The 16,198-nt window shown below is 57.6% G+C and carries 12 protein-coding genes; 6 read left to right on the top strand and 6 right to left on the bottom strand.

Annotation, left to right across the window (positions count from 1 at the left end; genetic code table 11):
* The first annotated feature begins 11 nt into the window (after positions 1-11).
* From hcp to UTO39_RS09280, 6 genes are all read left to right on the top strand, one after another.
* Positions 12-1,664 (top strand): hydroxylamine reductase, encoded by a 1,653-nt coding sequence (hcp, locus tag UTO39_RS09305; protein ID WP_320727027.1) that lies wholly within the window; start codon positions 12-14, stop codon positions 1,662-1,664.
* Positions 1,665-1,674: 10 nt separating this feature from the next.
* Entirely contained in the window at positions 1,675-2,643 is a 969-nt protein-coding gene (gene hcr, locus UTO39_RS09300; protein WP_320727026.1) for an NADH oxidoreductase, read from the top strand.
* Positions 2,644-2,907: 264 nt separating this feature from the next.
* A complete protein-coding gene (gene poxB / locus UTO39_RS09295) occupies positions 2,908-4,626 on the top strand; it encodes a ubiquinone-dependent pyruvate dehydrogenase (protein WP_061098721.1) in 1,719 nt (572 codons plus the stop codon).
* A gap of 38 nt (positions 4,627-4,664) precedes the next feature.
* Complete coding sequence (gene ltaE, locus UTO39_RS09290) at positions 4,665-5,666, top strand: low-specificity L-threonine aldolase (RefSeq protein ID WP_320727025.1); 1,002 nt, start codon at positions 4,665-4,667, stop codon at positions 5,664-5,666.
* Between the two features lie 10 nt (positions 5,667-5,676).
* Positions 5,677-7,113, top strand: a complete 1,437-nt coding sequence (locus UTO39_RS09285) for a DUF2867 domain-containing protein (RefSeq protein WP_320727024.1) — start codon at positions 5,677-5,679, stop codon at positions 7,111-7,113.
* 91 nt (positions 7,114-7,204) lie between these two features.
* Entirely contained in the window at positions 7,205-8,218 is a 1,014-nt protein-coding gene (locus UTO39_RS09280; protein ID WP_028012536.1) for an NAD(P)-dependent oxidoreductase, read from the top strand.
* Between the two features lie 98 nt (positions 8,219-8,316).
* Here the strand turns inward: UTO39_RS09280 and UTO39_RS09275 are convergent, their stop codons facing one another.
* The 6 genes from UTO39_RS09275 to gspL all read right to left on the bottom strand — a co-directional run bounded on the left by UTO39_RS09275 (position 8,317) and on the right by gspL (position 16,196).
* Complete coding sequence (locus UTO39_RS09275) at positions 8,317-10,137, bottom strand: glycoside hydrolase family 19 protein (RefSeq protein ID WP_320727023.1); 1,821 nt, start codon at positions 10,135-10,137, stop codon at positions 8,317-8,319.
* A gap of 134 nt (positions 10,138-10,271) precedes the next feature.
* The gene (iagB, locus tag UTO39_RS09270) at positions 10,272-10,709 is read right to left on the bottom strand and encodes a type III secretion system invasion protein IagB (protein WP_061098725.1); all 438 of its coding nucleotides are present in this window, start codon (positions 10,707-10,709) and stop codon (positions 10,272-10,274) included.
* A gap of 108 nt (positions 10,710-10,817) precedes the next feature.
* On the bottom strand, positions 10,818-13,529 hold the full coding sequence (locus tag UTO39_RS09265; RefSeq protein ID WP_320727022.1) for a glycosyl hydrolase family 18 protein: 2,712 nt from the start codon (positions 13,527-13,529) through the stop codon (positions 10,818-10,820).
* Positions 13,530-13,786: 257 nt separating this feature from the next.
* Positions 13,787-14,584 (bottom strand): A24 family peptidase, encoded by a 798-nt coding sequence (locus tag UTO39_RS09260; protein WP_320727021.1) that lies wholly within the window; start codon positions 14,582-14,584, stop codon positions 13,787-13,789.
* Positions 14,581-15,066 (bottom strand): type II secretion system protein GspM, encoded by a 486-nt coding sequence (gene gspM, locus UTO39_RS09255; RefSeq protein ID WP_151412811.1) that lies wholly within the window; start codon positions 15,064-15,066, stop codon positions 14,581-14,583. The genes UTO39_RS09260 and gspM overlap by 4 nt, the downstream gene beginning before the upstream one ends.
* Positions 15,063-16,196 (bottom strand): type II secretion system protein GspL, encoded by a 1,134-nt coding sequence (gene gspL / locus UTO39_RS09250; protein ID WP_320727020.1) that lies wholly within the window; start codon positions 16,194-16,196, stop codon positions 15,063-15,065. Before gspL ends, gspM begins: the two co-directional genes overlap by 4 nt.
* Between the last annotated feature and the right edge of the window lie 2 nt (positions 16,197-16,198).

Genomic DNA, 16,198 nt, shown 5'->3' with positions numbered 1-16,198 from the left:
CAGGTGTGATTATGTTTTGTGTGCAATGTGAACAAACTATCCGTACCCCGGCAGGCAATGGCTGTTCTTACGCGCAGGGTATGTGCGGTAAAACCGCAGAAACATCAGACCTGCAGGATCTGCTGATAGCCGCCCTGCAGGGGCTTTCCGCCTGGGCCTTTAAAGCCCGCGAGTACGGCATCGTCGACCATTACGTCGACAGCTTCGCGCCGCGCGCCTTTTTCTCCACGCTAACGAACGTTAACTTCGATTCTCCGCGCATCGTCGGCTACGCCCGCGAAGCGATTGCCCTGCGCGAAGCGCTGAAGGCGCAGTGCCTGAAGGTGGATGCTAACGCTCATGTGGACAATCCTATGTCAGAGCTTCAGCTGGTGAGCGACGATCTGGGTGACCTGCAGCGTCAGGCGGCAGAATTCACCCCGAATAAAGACAAAGCGGCGATTGGCGAGAACATCCTCGGCCTGCGCCTGCTGTGCCTGTACGGCCTGAAAGGCGCTGCGGCCTACATGGAGCACGCGCACGTTCTTGGCCAGTACGATAACGACATCTACGCCCAGTACCACAAAATCATGGCGTGGCTGGGTACCTGGCCTGCCGATATGAACGCCCTGCTTGAGTGCTCCATGGAAATCGGCCAGATGAACTTCAAAGTGATGAGCATTCTGGATGCCGGTGAAACCAGCACCTACGGCCACCCGACGCCAACGCAGGTCAACGTGAAAGCGACCGAAGGCAAGTGCATCCTGATTTCGGGCCATGACCTGAAAGATCTCTACAACCTGCTGAAGCAGACCGAAGGCACCGGCGTTAACGTCTATACCCACGGCGAAATGCTGCCGGCGCACGGCTACCCTGAGCTGCGTAAATTCAAACATCTGATCGGTAACTATGGCAGCGGCTGGCAGAACCAGCAGGTTGAATTTGCCCGCTTCCCTGGCCCTATCGTGATGACCTCTAACTGCATCATCGACCCTACCGTGGGCGCGTATGACGACCGCATCTGGACCCGCAGCATCGTCGGCTGGCCGGGCGTGAGCCACCTTGAAGGCGACGATTTCGGTCCGGTCATTGCGCAGGCGCAGCAGATGGCGGGCTTCCCGTACAGCGAAATTCCGCACCTGATCACCGTCGGCTTCGGTCGCGAAACGCTGCTGGGCGCCGCAGATTCTCTGATTGACCTCGTCAGCCGTGAAAAGCTGCGCCACATCTTCCTGGTTGGCGGATGCGACGGCGCGCGCGGCGAGCGTAACTACTTCACCGATTTCGCCACCAGCGTGCCGGAAGACTGCCTGATCCTGACCCTGGCATGCGGTAAATACCGTTTCAACAAGCTGGACTTCGGCAACATTGAAGGCCTGCCGCGCCTGATTGACGCAGGCCAGTGTAACGATGCTTACTCGGCCATCATTCTGGCGGTCACGCTGGCGGAAAAACTCGGCTGCGGCGTCAACGACCTGCCGCTGTCCCTGGTGCTCTCCTGGTTTGAGCAGAAGGCGATTGTCATCCTGCTTACCCTGCTCTCGCTCGGCGTGACCAACATCGTGACCGGCCCGACCGCGCCAGGCTTCCTGACGCCGGACCTGCTGGCGGTGCTGAACGATAAATTCGGTCTGCGTTCAGTCACCAACGTTGAAGATGATATGAAGCAGCTGCTGAGCGCATAAGGAGCGATTCATGACCATGCCAACCTCACAATGTCCGTGGCGGATGCAGGTTCATCACATCCATCAGGAGACGCCGGATGTGTGGACGCTGTCGCTGCTCTGCCACGACTACTATCCGTACCGTGCGGGCCAGTATGCGCTGGTTAGCGTTCGCAACTCGGCGGACACGCTGCGCGCCTACACGATCTCCTCCACGCCGGGCGTGAGCGAGTACATTACGCTCACTATCCGCCGCATTGATGACGGCGCAGGCTCGCAGTGGCTGACCCGTGACGTGAAGCGCGGGGATTACATCTGGCTGTCCGACGCGCAGGGTGATTTCACCTGTGACGACAAGGCAGACGATAAATTCCTGCTGCTGGCGGCGGGCTGTGGCGTAACGCCGATTATGTCGATGCGCCGCTGGCTGGCGAAGAACCGCCCGCAGGCCGACGTGCAGACGATCTTCAGCGTGCGCTCTCCGGAAGATGTGATTTTTGCCGGGGAGTGGCGTGATTACCCGGTGACGCTGGTGGCGGAACACAACGCGACGCACGGTTTTGTGCCCGGCCGCCTGAGCCGCGAGCTGCTGCAAAGCGTGCCGGATATCGCGAACCGTACCGTGATGACCTGCGGCCCGGCGCCGTACATGGATATCGCGGAGAAAGAAGTGAAAGCGCTTGGCGTGACCCGCTTCTTCAAAGAGCAGTTCTTCACGCCTGTTGCAGAAGCGGCAACCAGCGGGATTCAGTTCACCAAACTGCAGCCCGCCCAGACCTTCTTTGGACGCGTCGGCACCACGCTGCTGGAGGCGCTGGAAAGCAACAAGGTGCCGGTAGTAGCGGCCTGCCGCGCGGGCGTGTGCGGCTGCTGTAAAACGAAAGTGGTTTCCGGGGAGTATACCGTCACCAGCACCATGACGCTGTCCGACGCGGAAATTGCCGAGGGTTACGTGCTGGCGTGCTCGTGTCATCCGCAGGGTGACCTGGTCCTCGCATAAGCGGTAAATGTTCGATCGTAGGCCCGGTAAGCGCTAGCGCCACCGGGCTTTTTATTGGGTGGCACCGCATTTACCCGACCAACAACAGCTCAACCACTACTTCGCCGATCTCCCCCTCAGGCGATTAATTCCGGCCCCCTTTTCCCATCGGCATACCGCTTAATTACGCCTGAAAAGCACCTTTTAATTGGAGGGATTCGACGGGCAATGCGGCGACTTTCTTCTAAGCTTGTAAGCGATATCACAAAAAGGAGACGGACAACCATGAAACAAACCGTGGCTGCATATATAGCGAAAACGCTCGAACAGGCTGGCGTAAAACGTATCTGGGGCGTGACCGGCGATTCCCTGAACGGACTCAGCGACAGCCTGAACAAGATGAAAACCATTGAATGGATGCCGACCCGTCACGAGGAGGTCGCCGCCTTCGCCGCAGGTGCTGAAGCGCAGCTCACAGGAGAACTGGCCGTGTGTGCGGGCTCGTGCGGGCCAGGCAACCTGCATCTGATCAACGGCCTGTTCGACTGCCACCGTAACCACGTGCCGGTGCTGGCGATTGCCGCCCATATCCCCTCTTCCGAAATCGGCAGCGGCTATTTTCAGGAGACGCATCCGCAGGAGCTGTTCCGTGAATGCAGCCACTACTGTGAGCTGGTTTCATCCCCGGAGCAGATCCCGCAGGTGTTGGCTATCGCCATGCGCAAGGCGGTGCTGAACCGCGGCGTGTCAGTTGTCGTCATCCCCGGCGACGTGGCGCTCAAGGCCGCGCCGGAAGGGGCAAGCACCCATTGGTATCACGCCCCGCAGCCGGTGGTGACGCCAGCCGAAGAGGAGCTGAAAAAGCTGGCGCAGCTGCTGCGCTACTCCAGCAACATCGCCCTGATGTGCGGCAGCGGCTGCGCGGGCGCGCATAAAGAGCTACTTGAGTTCGCCGGCAAGCTCAAAGCGCCCATCGTCCACGCCTTGCGCGGCAAAGAGCACGTCGAGTACGACAACCCCTTTGATGTAGGCATGACCGGGCTGATTGGTTTTTCCAGCGGCTTCCACACCATGATGAACGCCGATACGCTGGTCCTGCTCGGCACCCAGTTCCCGTATCGCGCGTTCTACCCGACGGATGCCAAAATTATTCAGATTGATATCAACCCGGCCAGCATCGGCGCGCACAGCAAGGTCGATATGGCGCTGGTGGGCGATATCAAATCCACCCTTGCCGCGCTGCTGCCGCTGCTTGAAGAGAAAACCGACCGCAAGTTCCTTGATAAGGCGTTGAGCGACTACCGCGACGCGCGCAAGGGGCTGGACGATCTCGCCAAACCGAGCGACAAAGCCATCCACCCGCAGTATCTGGCGCAGCAGATCAGCCATTTTGCGGACGACGACGCCATCTTCACCTGCGACGTGGGCACGCCTACGGTCTGGGCGGCGCGCTACCTGAAGATGAACGGCAAACGTCGCCTGCTCGGCTCGTTCAACCACGGCTCGATGGCTAACGCCATGCCGCAGGCGCTGGGCGCAAAAGCGACGGCCCCGGAGCGTCAGGTCGTGGCGATGTGCGGCGACGGCGGGTTCAGCATGCTGATGGGGGATTTCCTGTCGGTGGTGCAGATGAAGCTTCCGCTGAAAATTGTGGTCTTTAACAACAGCGTGCTGGGCTTCGTGGCGATGGAGATGAAGGCCGGAGGCTATCTCACGGACGGCACCGAGCTGCACGACACCAACTTCGCCCGCATTGCCGAGGCCTGCGGTATCACCGGTATTCGCGTGGAAAAAGCCTCCGAGGTCGATGAAGCCCTGCAGCGCGCCTTCTCCATCGACGGTCCGGTACTGGTGGACGTGGTCGTCGCCAAAGAAGAGTTGGCCATCCCGCCGCAGATCAAGCTGGAACAGGCTAAAGGTTTTAGCCTCTACATGCTGCGCGCCATCATCAGCGGGCGCGGTGACGAAGTGATCGAACTGGCAAAAACCAACTGGCTCAGGTAAAACATTTCGCATGACCTCTTAAAATAAAGGGATGTGAAATGATTGATTTGCGTAGTGATACCGTTACCCGCCCGAGCCGCGCCATGCTCGAAGAGATGATGGCCGCCCCGGTCGGGGACGACGTCTACGGCGATGACCCGACGGTCAACGAACTGCAGCGCTATGCGGCAGAGCTGAGCGGCAAGGAGGCCGCGCTGTTCCTGCCGACCGGCACGCAGGCGAACCTGGTGGCGCTGCTCAGCCACTGCGAGCGCGGCGAAGAGTATATCGTCGGCCAGGGCGCGCATAACTACCTGTACGAAGCCGGCGGCGCGGCGGTGCTTGGCAGCATCCAGCCGCAGCCGATTGACGCCGCGCCGGACGGCACCCTGCCGCTGGATAAAGTCGCGGCGAAAATCAAAGCCGACGATATTCACTTCGCCCGCACCAGGCTGCTCAGCCTCGAAAACACCCACAACGGCAAAGTGCTGCCGCGCGAATACCTGAAAGCCGCGTGGGAATTCACCCGCGAGCGTAAACTCGGCCTGCACGTCGACGGCGCGCGCATTTTCAACGCCGTCGTGGAGTACGGCTGCGAGCTGAAAGAGATAACGCAATATTGCGACTCGTTCACCATTTGCCTCTCTAAGGGTCTGGGAACGCCGGTGGGTTCTCTGCTGGTCGGCAATGCGGACTACATCAAGCGCGCCAACCGCTGGCGTAAAATGACCGGCGGCGGCATGCGTCAGGCGGGCATTCTGGCCGCTGCGGGACTGTACGCGTTAAAAAACAACGTGGCGCGCCTTAAGGACGATCACGATAACGCCGCGTGGATGGCAACGCAGCTGCGCGAGATAGGCGCGGACGTGATGCGTCACGACACCAACATGCTGTTCGTGCGCGTGGGCGACGAGCACGCCGCTGCGCTGGGCGAATTTATGAAAGCCCGTGGCGTGCTGATCAACGCCTCCCCGGTCGTGCGCCTGGTGATGCATCTCGACGTGAGCCGCGAACAGCTGGCGGACGTGGTGAAACACTGGCAGGCGTTTTTACAGCGCTAAGGAGCATCACGTGCCGCAACGCATTCTGGTGCTTGGCGCCAGCGGATATATTGGTCAGCATCTCACCACTGCGTTAAGCCAGCAGGGGCATCAGGTGCGGGCAGCGGCACGCAGCACCGAGCGTCTGCAAAAACTCGCTTTGCCTTGCGTGACCTGTCACAACGTCGATCTCAACTGGCCGAAGGAACTTCCCGCGCTGCTGGAAGGGGTCGACACGCTTTACTACCTGGTTCACAGCATGGGCGAAGGGGGGGATTTTATCGCCCACGAGCGGCAGGTGGCGATGAACGTCCGCGATGCCCTGCTGCAAACCCCGGTGAAGCAGGTGATTTTTTTAAGCTCGCTCCAGGCGCCCGAACACGAGCAGTCCGACCATCTGCGCGCCCGCCAGCTGACGGCCGACACGCTGCGCGGGGCGAATATTCCCGTTACCGAACTGCGCGCCGGGATCATCGTCGGCGCGGGTTCCGCCGCTTTCGAAGTGATGCGCGATATGGTCTACAACCTGCCGGTGCTGACCCCGCCGCGCTGGGTGCGCTCGCGCACCACGCCGATTGCGCTGGAGAACCTTCTCCACTATCTGGTGGCCCTGCTGGATCGCCCGGCAGAGCAGCACCGCGTGCTGGAGGCGGCAGGCCCGGAAGTGCTGAGCTATCAGGAGCAGTTCGAACATTTTATGCGGGTGAGCGGCCGCAAACGCTGGCTGGTGCCCATCCCCTTCCCGACCCGGTGGATCTCGGTGTGGTTTTTGAATGTGATCACCTCGGTTCCCCCGACGACCGCGAAAGCGCTGATCCAGGGGCTAAAGCACGATCTGCTGGCGGACGATCGGGCGCTGCGCGCATTGATCCCCCAGGAATTGATCCGCTTTGACGACGCGGTGCGCCATACGCTGAAGGAAGAAGAGAAGCTGGTGAACTCCAGCGACTGGGGCTACGACGCGCAGGCCTTTGCCCGCTGGCGCCCCGAGTACGGCTATTACCCGAAGCAGGCGGGCTGCACGGTAAAAACCTCTGCCAGCCTTCACGCGCTGTGGGAAGTGGTGAACCAGATCGGCGGCAAAGAGCGCTATTTCTTCGGCAATATTCTCTGGCAAACGCGCGGCGCACTGGACCTGCTGGTCGGCCACCGTCTGGCGAAAGGTCGCCCGGCGCATCCGTATCTTAAGCCAGGCGATGCGGTCGACAGCTGGAAGGTGATCATCGTCGAGCCGGAAAAACAGCTGGCGCTGCTGTTCGGCATGAAGGCGCCGGGGCTGGGGCGACTCTGCTTTACCCTCAAGGACAAAGGCGACCACCGGGAGCTGGACGTTCGCGCCTGGTGGCACCCGCACGGGATGCCGGGTCTGTTCTACTGGCTGTTTATGATCCCCGCCCATCTGTTTATCTTCCGGGGAATGGCAAAACGCATTGCGCTACTGGCAGAACAAAAGACGAAAATAAGTTAATAAAACCCTCTTTCTTTCACCTTTCCCATTGCAACACATCGTAATTCACGAAAGAATGCGCACGAAATTCTTTTCAACACAGTGGATTGATATGAAGGTACTGGTTACCGGGGCGACCAGCGGCTTAGGCCGAAATGCGGTCGAATTTCTGCGCAACAAGGGCATCAGCGTCAGGGCCACCGGTCGCAACGAAGCGATGGGTAAACTGCTGCAAAAAATGGGCGCGGAATTCGTCCATGCCGACCTGACGGAGCTGGTCTCCTCGCAGGCGAAGGTGATGCTCGCCGGTATCGACACGCTGTGGCACTGCTCCAGTTTTACCTCCCCGTGGGGAACCCAGGAAGCCTTCGATCTCGCCAACGTGCGCGCCACGCGTCGTCTGGGCGAATGGGCCGTCGCCTGGGGCGTGCGTAACTTTATCCATATCTCTTCCCCGTCGCTCTACTTCGACTATCACCACCATCGCGACGTGCAGGAAGATTTCCGCCCTGCTCGCTTTGCCTGCGAGTTTGCCCGCAGCAAGGCGGCCAGCGAAGAGGTGATCGACCTGCTGGCGCAGTCAAACCCGCATACCCGCTTTACCGTCCTGCGCCCGCAGAGCCTGTTCGGACCGCACGACAAAGTGTTTATTCCGCGTCTGGCGCAGATGATGCACCACTACGGCAGCGTGCTGCTGCCGCGCGGCGGCGATGCGCTGGTGGACATGACCTATTACGAAAATGCCGTCCACGCCATGTGGCTGGCAAGCCAGCCGGACTGCGATAAGCTGATCTCCGGCCGCGCCTATAACATCACCAACGGTGAACCGTGCACGCTGCGCAGCATCGTGCAGCGGCTGATTGATGAACTGCAGATCGACTGCCGTATCCGTTCCGTGCCCTACCCGATGCTGGACATGATCGCCCGCAGCATGGAGCGTTTTGGCAGTAAATCCGCCAAGGAGCCCGCGCTGACGCACTACGGCGTATCGAAGCTTAACTTTGATTTTACGCTGGATATCACGCGCGCTGAGACTGAACTGGGATATAAGCCAATTGTGACCCTGGATGAAGGCATTGTGCGCACGGCGGCGTGGTTACGGGATCACGGGAAGTTGCACCGTTAGCCTTTTTGCCTGGGTCCCCTCGCCCCTCCGGGGAGAGGGTTAGGGTGAGGGGAAAGTGCAAATACAAAAACGGCAACCTTTCGGTTGCCGTTTCGCTTTTACAGAGCCGTCCAGGCATCAGCCCATGCCAGACCTGCGCCTGGTTCATAGTATGCCGGGGCGTTGTTACACCAGCCGCTGTACGGGAACGGTTTGCACTGGAACAGTTTACCGTGGTTGTTCACGATATCACCTGCGTTGTACTTGCTGTTCGCGCTCCACGCCGGGTAAGCACCGTCATCCTGAGAAGGCGTTGATGCTTTCGCCTTCACGTTCAGCAGATAGGAAGTGGTGCTGCTCAGCTCGCCATCGCTGACGGTCAGGCTCACTTCAATCTGCTGCGCCGCTGCAAACTCTGGTGCAGTAAAGGTTACCACCGCTTTGTCTTCGCCGGTCACGGTCTGACCATCCTGAGAACGCCAGGTGTAGGTCAGCTTGTTGCCATCCGCATCGGTAGAACCTTCCGCGCTCAGAGAAACCTGTGCGCCCGCTTCAACGGCGCCTATTGGGCCCGCAATATGCGCAACCGGTGCATGGTTCACCGCAACAGGCTCAGCCGGGGTTTCATCCGGCGTCGGCGCTGGAGCCGGTGCCGGCGTTTCATCTTCTGAAGGCGCTGGCGTTACCGGGGTTTCGTCCGGCGTTACGGCAGAGCCGTCATCGTTTACGATGTTGACGTTGTAGAACTTCTGCACGCACTTGGTGTAGTCACCGTCTTTAAAGGCGCTGAACGGCGTCTGATAACCCACCAGCTGGCACGCATAGGTTGAACCCGTCGGCGTATCCGGGCTCCATCCCCAGTCCTGTTCCCAGTAAATCTTCAGGGCACCAGCACCACCTTCGTCAAACTGCTTCATGTTGGCGCAGCCCAGCACTTCGTTGGCCGGAACAGGCACTTTCAGGTAGTTCGCGAACTCTTTGTAGTACTTGATGCGGTTCTGAGACTGGGCAATTTCAGTCGGGCCGCCGCACTCTACGCCGCCGTTGATGATCTGGGTGGTCACGCCGAAGCCGGGGACCAGACCGTTGGCTTTATCATGATCGTTCGGCTGCCACGTGCCGTCGATAACCTGCAGCATGCTTGGTTTTGGCGGCTGCGGGTAGGCGAAGAAGAAGATTGCACTCGCCAGGTTCAGCCAGGTGTCCGCCACCAGCTCAGGTTTGTCGAGCAGCGTACGCACGTCGCCGTACATCGCTTCAGAGAAAGGACCGTAGTTGTAGTTGTAGGACAACTGCTTCGCACCGCGACCGAAGTAGCTCAGGAAGTCGCCGTCTTTATCTTTACCGCACGGCCAGGTCTGCCCCTGCCACACGTCCGGGTTACATTCGCCGTTATAGCCGCCCTTCTGGCCTTCGCTCCAGCCCATTTCACGCACGTGAACCAGCGCCTGACGCCACTCGGCTTCCGGACGCCAGCTTTCGTGCCCGCCGGTTTCCTGAGCAAAGTGTGCAAACATGGTTGCCAGCTCTTTGCGGCAGATGGCATCGCTGTCGCGACCGTCGTTGTAGGTCTTACACAGCGCCGGGAATTTACCCACCGCTTTCAGGAAGTTGCTGTAGGTATATGCCTGAGCGCGCAGCGGGAAGAGATATTCCCAGTCGCTGGCCTTCACGATCCCTTCAACGCGCTTCACGTTGTCCGGGTTCGCCGCGCGGCCTGGTTCAATCAGTTCTACCTGGGCGTTATCCAGCGTCTTGATGGTCTCTTTAACCGAAGCCATCAGCGGGAAATCCGTCAATTCCTTCTCTTTCTTCGCCAGATCGCTGGCTTTCATGGTGTATGGTTCACTGGTGGTCGCCTGCAGCGAGGCAGCCTGCGCCATAAACGGTGCTACGCATGCGCCGGCAACGAGTACACTCAGTAACGTCCTTTTATTCATTTCAGTATTCCTGTTAATTGAAGTTAAAGTTAAATCCCGGCTTATGTATTAATCCTTTAATAAATAAACCACAGACAGCTGTTTTCACTTTTCGAAGAACACCCTTGGGAATTCTTCAAAAATAAAAAACCTTTTTATTGCGCCGCTAATTTCAACTGCTGATATTTTTTCCAGACCTTATGGGCATACATCATTCGCTGCGGATAATTCTCTTTTTTTAACCCGGCGTTATAGGCGCCTACCGCTTCCCAGTTATAGCCATACACCTTGATCATCCCGGAAAGGATCGAGGCGCCGACCATGATGGACGTACAGGGCTCGGTCATCAGTCGATATTCGTCAATGCCTCTGCTTTCCAGCTCCGTAAAATGTGTACTGTTAATTTGCATTAGCCCGACATCACGCGTGCCGTCATGATTTTTCCCAATCGCATATGGATTCATACCGGATTCAACATTAGCAATGGCATACAATAAATAGGGATCGACATGATAATAGTGCGCGGCTCTGTTCCAACAATTTGCCAGCGCGCTTTGGCTTATTATCAATAACAACAATATTAACTTTTTCATTTTTACCTGCTGTAAGCGTCAGTGATTTCTCCTTAGCAACATCCTGTAAAATGAAGTTTGAATCACTCACCATCCCCAGCGGGAATGGTGAGTGTTTATTGGGCTAGATTATTTGCAGTCTGTTGAAGGACCTTCTTTCACCCATACATCGCTGTTGGCCGGGTTATCACCGCGGGTCCACCATTTGGCACGGTAAACGTTGCCCTGGTAGGTTGTGGTTTCGCCGCCGTTGTAGACGAGGTCAGAACGCCAGTTCATCTTCACGTCGCTGACCAGTTCCCAGGCATCCACACCGAAGCCAGGCTGGTTGCCCTGCGTCCAGTACTTCGCTTTCCACACCAGATGGTCGAAGCTTACGGTATCGCCATTGTTGTAGATTTTGCTGGCATCCCACGCGGCATATTTGCTGGCGTTAGCATCGACAGGCGCGTCGCAGCTACCGGTTGCAGAACCTTCGTCAGACGGTGGAGTGACATCATCAGATGGAGGCGTCACATCATCAGCCGGAGGAGTTACGTCATCAGCCGGTGGCGTAACGTCAGCCGGTTTCGGATTCACGGTAACCTGCACGTTAGACTGCACGCTGGTTTTACCATCGCCTACGACCACGCTCAGGGTGTAAGTCGACGTAGAGGCAACGTCTGGCGCAGTGATGCTTACGTTCGCGGTATCAGTACCGGTGGCGTGCATATCCGCTGGAACGCTCCAGGCGTAGGTCAGTGCATCACCGTCTGGATCCGCAGCCTGCGCATGCAGAGAATAGGTTTCCCCTGCCTGCAGCGTTACCGCTTCCATTGCGTTCACAACAGGAGCCTGGTTCGCTTTCGGCGCTTTGTTCACAACCTGCACATCAATTGCGTTGCTCAGGCCTTTTGCATCCGTAACCGTCAGGCGGAACGTCATGCTCTGGTCGCTGGTCGCTGCCGGAATGTTGAAGGTCGCTTTCGCTTTGGTGCTGTTGGTGATGGTCACAGATGGGCCAGAAACCTGGGTCCATTTGTAGGTAATAGCATCGCCATCCGGATCGCTGGAAGCAGAGCCATCAAGCGTGACGGTTGCCGGGCCAGAGACGTTCTGATCCGCAGAGGAAGCGATTGGCGCGTGGTTGGTGACCACCGGATCAACCGGGGTAGAACCGCCCAGCAGGCTTTCGTTCATCGCGTTCAGGATGTCGCCGGTATCAGAGTCGATGGACCAGGCAAAGAGACCACCCAAGTTTTTAGACAGCACGTACTTGCCTTTAGCGGCGGTAGAGCGTGCATCTTCATAGGTGATCAGGTCGCCGGTAGACTTATTGAAGACATATGGTGCTTCTGCGTCCGCGTCATAACCATATTCCCAGCCTGGCTTGCCTTTGTACTCATTAACGATCTGACGATAGTCAACCACGCCAGGTTCCCAGGTGCCTTTCACCATCCCGGTAGCGGTACCGGTGAATGGATTGTCGCCGGTGTAGCCATGCACGCCGGTCCAGCCGCGGCCATACATGCCCGCACCCACCACGATCTTGCCTGGCTGTACGCCCTGTGACAGCAGCGCGTTAACGCCATTTTCAGTGGTGTAGTCGGTGTCTGGACGCCATGCTGGCGCACGCAGTGCAGCCTGGTGACCCAGAACGGTGTTGCTCCAGCCGCCGTAGAAGTCGTAGCTCATCAGGAAGATATGGTCGAGGTACTGCTGAGCAGTGGTGTAATCCACGTCTTCAATCTTATCGCGGCCTGCACCGATGGCGCTGGTCAGTTCATAGGTACGGCCAGTCTGAGCAGACAGCTCGTTCAGCATGGTGCGCAGGTCGTGCATCAGCGCGGTATAGGTTGCTTTATCCTGCTGCGGATTGCCCAGGGTTTCGGTTACACCGCCGCCGCCCGGGAATTCCCAGTCGATATCCACACCGTCAAAGAATTTCCAGGTCTGGAGGAACTCTTTCACAGAGGAGACGAAGCGGGCGCGAATTGCCGGATCGCCCATGTGGAAGAACGGATCGGAGAGCGTCCAGCCGCCGATGGATGGCAGCACTTTCAGGTCCGGATGCGCTTTTTTCAGCGCCATCAGCTGGCCAAAGTTACCTTTATACGGGTCGTCCCAGTTGGAGACGCCTGCCTGAGATTTTTGCAGCGCGGCCCATGGATCGTGAATTGCCACGGTGAAGTCAGGACGGCCTTTACAGTCGTTCTGCAGCACGCGGAAGCTGTTGCCGCCTTCAATGGTTTTCAGGCCGTCGTTAATGCCGTCGCCGCCACAGATTGGAATAAAGCCGTACAGAATGTGGTTGAGGTTGGCCGCAGGAATTTTATCTACCGTGAAGTTACGATCGTAAACGCCCCATTCAGGGAAGTAGGCTGCAACCACCTTGTCGGTGTGCTTCGCGAAGGTTTTGTTGTTTTCCTGCAGAGGCGCATTCAGCGGCAGCAGGTGGCTACCGTCGGTATCAGCGACGATAATCAGCTTGCTGGCGCTTTTCGCACAGCCGCTGGCATTACACACTTCTACCTGCTCCTGATAGCGTCCGCCTTTTTTCACTTTGAACGTAGCAGAGCCCGTCGCGCCGCCTGCACCGGTCCACACGGTCTGTCCGTCCAGCAGAACTTTAGCTGAAGTCGGTGCATCGCCGCTCCAGACGTTCCATTCCACTTTGACATCCACGCCATCGTTATGCACTTTGACCAGATTGTTATAATCCTGAGCATTCTGATCCACTTCAACCAGGGCAAATTTGTCGTTGCCGTAGCCGAGAGTCGGTGCGCCTGGCGCCGCTGCAAATGCGGAGCTGGTTGCCGCCGCAATAAAGAGCGCCAGATATTTAGGCTTCATAAATTTCATTTTTATTTCCTGATAAATTTATACGTAACGTAATAATCCATGTCTTCCTTGAGAGCATGGAGTCTATTTGCGTAAAGCTTATTTAACCAACCTGAAAACCGTGACAATAAAAAACGTTTTGCTGCGTTGTATTCCTCCATAAAAAGATACAAGCCCAAATTCCGTGTAGCTTATATCTCTTACGATACACTGAGCGCAAAGAGGCGTCCTTCTCTTCCACCGTCAAAAAAATTTATAAAAAAACTTGACCCGTATATTTAAAATATGAAAGCAAACTGCTGTCCAATAAACACCACTATTCCAGCAAATGAGAGATACGGTCCGAAAGAAATAGTGAGGTTATTTTTATTTAAATTATTTACGGTGAAATAACCCACAATACCGCTCAGCGCTGCCGCGAGTTCAATCGAAGGCAGCGCCTGCCAGCCGCACCAGGCGCCTAAGGCCGCCAGCAGCTTAAAATCGCCATATCCCAGCCCTTCCCGTCCGGTAAACAACCGAAATGCCCAGTAGAGCAGCCAGAGGGAGAGGTAGCCCGCTACCGCACCGAACAGCGCATCGCGCAGCAACAGCGTGTGGTCAAACGCATGGAACAATAATCCTGCCCACAGCAGCGGCTGCGTCAGACAATCCGGCAGGAGCTGATATCGCCAGTCGATTATCGCCAGGGGCAGCAAAAAGGCGGCCAGCAGCCACACGGCAAAGAGTGACTGGATGTCCGGCATCCACCAGGCGGTGATGCCGCAAAACAGTGCGGAAAAAAGCTCGATTAAAAATAGCCGCAGGGGGATAGCCGTTTTGCACTCCCGGCAGCGCCCGCGTAATACAAGCCAGCTGACCAGCGGGATGTTCTCCCAGGCGGCCAGCGTGTGCTGACATGCCGGGCAATGCGAGACCGGAAAGAGCAGATTACCGCCACCCTCTTCCTGCATGACCATGCCCGGCACGCGTTCGGCAACCACCCCAAGAAAGCTTCCGACAATGCCGCCGAAGATCGCACTCATTAACGGGAACCCCACCGGGTAAACGTCCCGCATCAGCGCGAACGTACTCATGCGTTTTTGCTCCAGGTGAGCTGGACTTCCGCTTTCACATCGCTGAGATGATCCACCGGCGTGAGGTTCATTTTCTGCAGCCTGACGCCGGAAGTCTGGTTGATTTCCCGCAGCCAGTTTTTCAATTCGTAGACGTTTACGCGGCTGACCACGAACGATAAGGTTTGCCCATCCTGACGCACATCCGCCAGAGGGAGATGAATTTCCTGGGCGCTGTTCTCTACCACCGTGCGTGGATTATCCGTTTTGACAATCTGGACCTGAAGATGGTTTTTATCTATTTCGCTGCGCATCCAGTTCAGCGTCTCTTTTTGTCTGGTCAGCGTGGCCTTGCTGTTCTGAATCATATTATCCAGCGGGATCATGCCCGCATAATAAATAACCGCCCCCGCTATCGCGGCGGCACATATTTTCAGAATAATTTTTTCCCTGGCGCTGTAATTCTGGTAACGAGACTTAAGCTGCGTGATTCGCTCTTTCATTTATATTTCCCTGCGATCATGGCGGTATAAGGAGCGGAGGTCGAAACAGGCTGTAAGGTGAAATCGAAATACTCCCCCGCCTGGTTTACAAACGTCTGCAACGCGGATTGGCTTTGCGAACTGGCGCTCAGCGTCAGCGTGTTTTGCTGAGCATCGTATTCGAGCAGCGCGATCTCCAGCGCGGGCACGGCCTGCCTGGCTTTTTCCAGGTCTTCCAGCTGCAGAAACACCCCTTTGCTCTGCTTTTTCATATTTTGACCAAAGTGGTATTTGATATTGGTCTGCTGGCGCATGCTGGGGAAATGGTGCTGGTAAACCTGCAGGATCTCCTGCTGAAGCTGATTCTCCTGCTGCACCAGCATCCAGGCCATAGCGACGCGCGGGCCCAGCAACAGGCCGAGAGAGAGCAGGCCCGCTGCGGCGAGCGCCGCTTTAACGCCTTTCGAGGCTTTACCGTTACCCGCTTTAGGGCTGAACTCACCGTGCAGGAGCGTGACGCGACAGGCCTGCCACTGGGGCTGGATCAGCACCAGCGGATGCTGCCATGCCTGGGCAATGTCGACGGCCACACCAGCAGGCGCTTCGCCGTAACAGCACACTTCCCCCCCTCCGGCCTTCTGCATCAGAAGCGGCAGCAGGCTCGCCTCCATCTCACTGGCCACGTGCGGTGATAAGCGCAGCCAGTAGCCGTCATCCACGGCAACAAGGGTACTTCCGCCCGCCGACACGGGGAGCAGCCAGGCATCCGGCAGCACCTGGATCACCTTTAGCCCCGCCTCCTGGCAGCGGCTTAACCACCCGCGCAGCAGGTCGGCGTCTATCGCCACCGCATCCACCTCGGCGCCTTTTTTGTTCAGCACCGTCCAGTGGAGATTATCCACGTCGCCAATCAGCGTCTCTTCCGCCATCCACGAGAACGCCGTCGCCTGAGAGGCGACTTTCTTCGGCAGCGTAAAATGGCGGAAGATCATGCTGCTGGCGGGCAGCAGCAGACAAACACGGGCCGCCAGCGGATGGTCCGCCAGCGCGTCCAGGCTCTCCAGCGTCTCAACCTGCTGGCTGCCGGAGACACAGACCATTATTTTCCCGCCCTCGCGGTTATCGGGACGAACTAAAAGCACCTGTTTCATAG

Source organism: Enterobacter sp. 118C5 (assembly GCF_034107645.1).
GTDB lineage: Bacteria > Pseudomonadota > Gammaproteobacteria > Enterobacterales > Enterobacteriaceae > Enterobacter > Enterobacter nematophilus.
The sequence above is the reverse complement of the archived record's forward strand: the minus strand, read 5'-3'. Positions and strand labels throughout refer to the sequence as shown.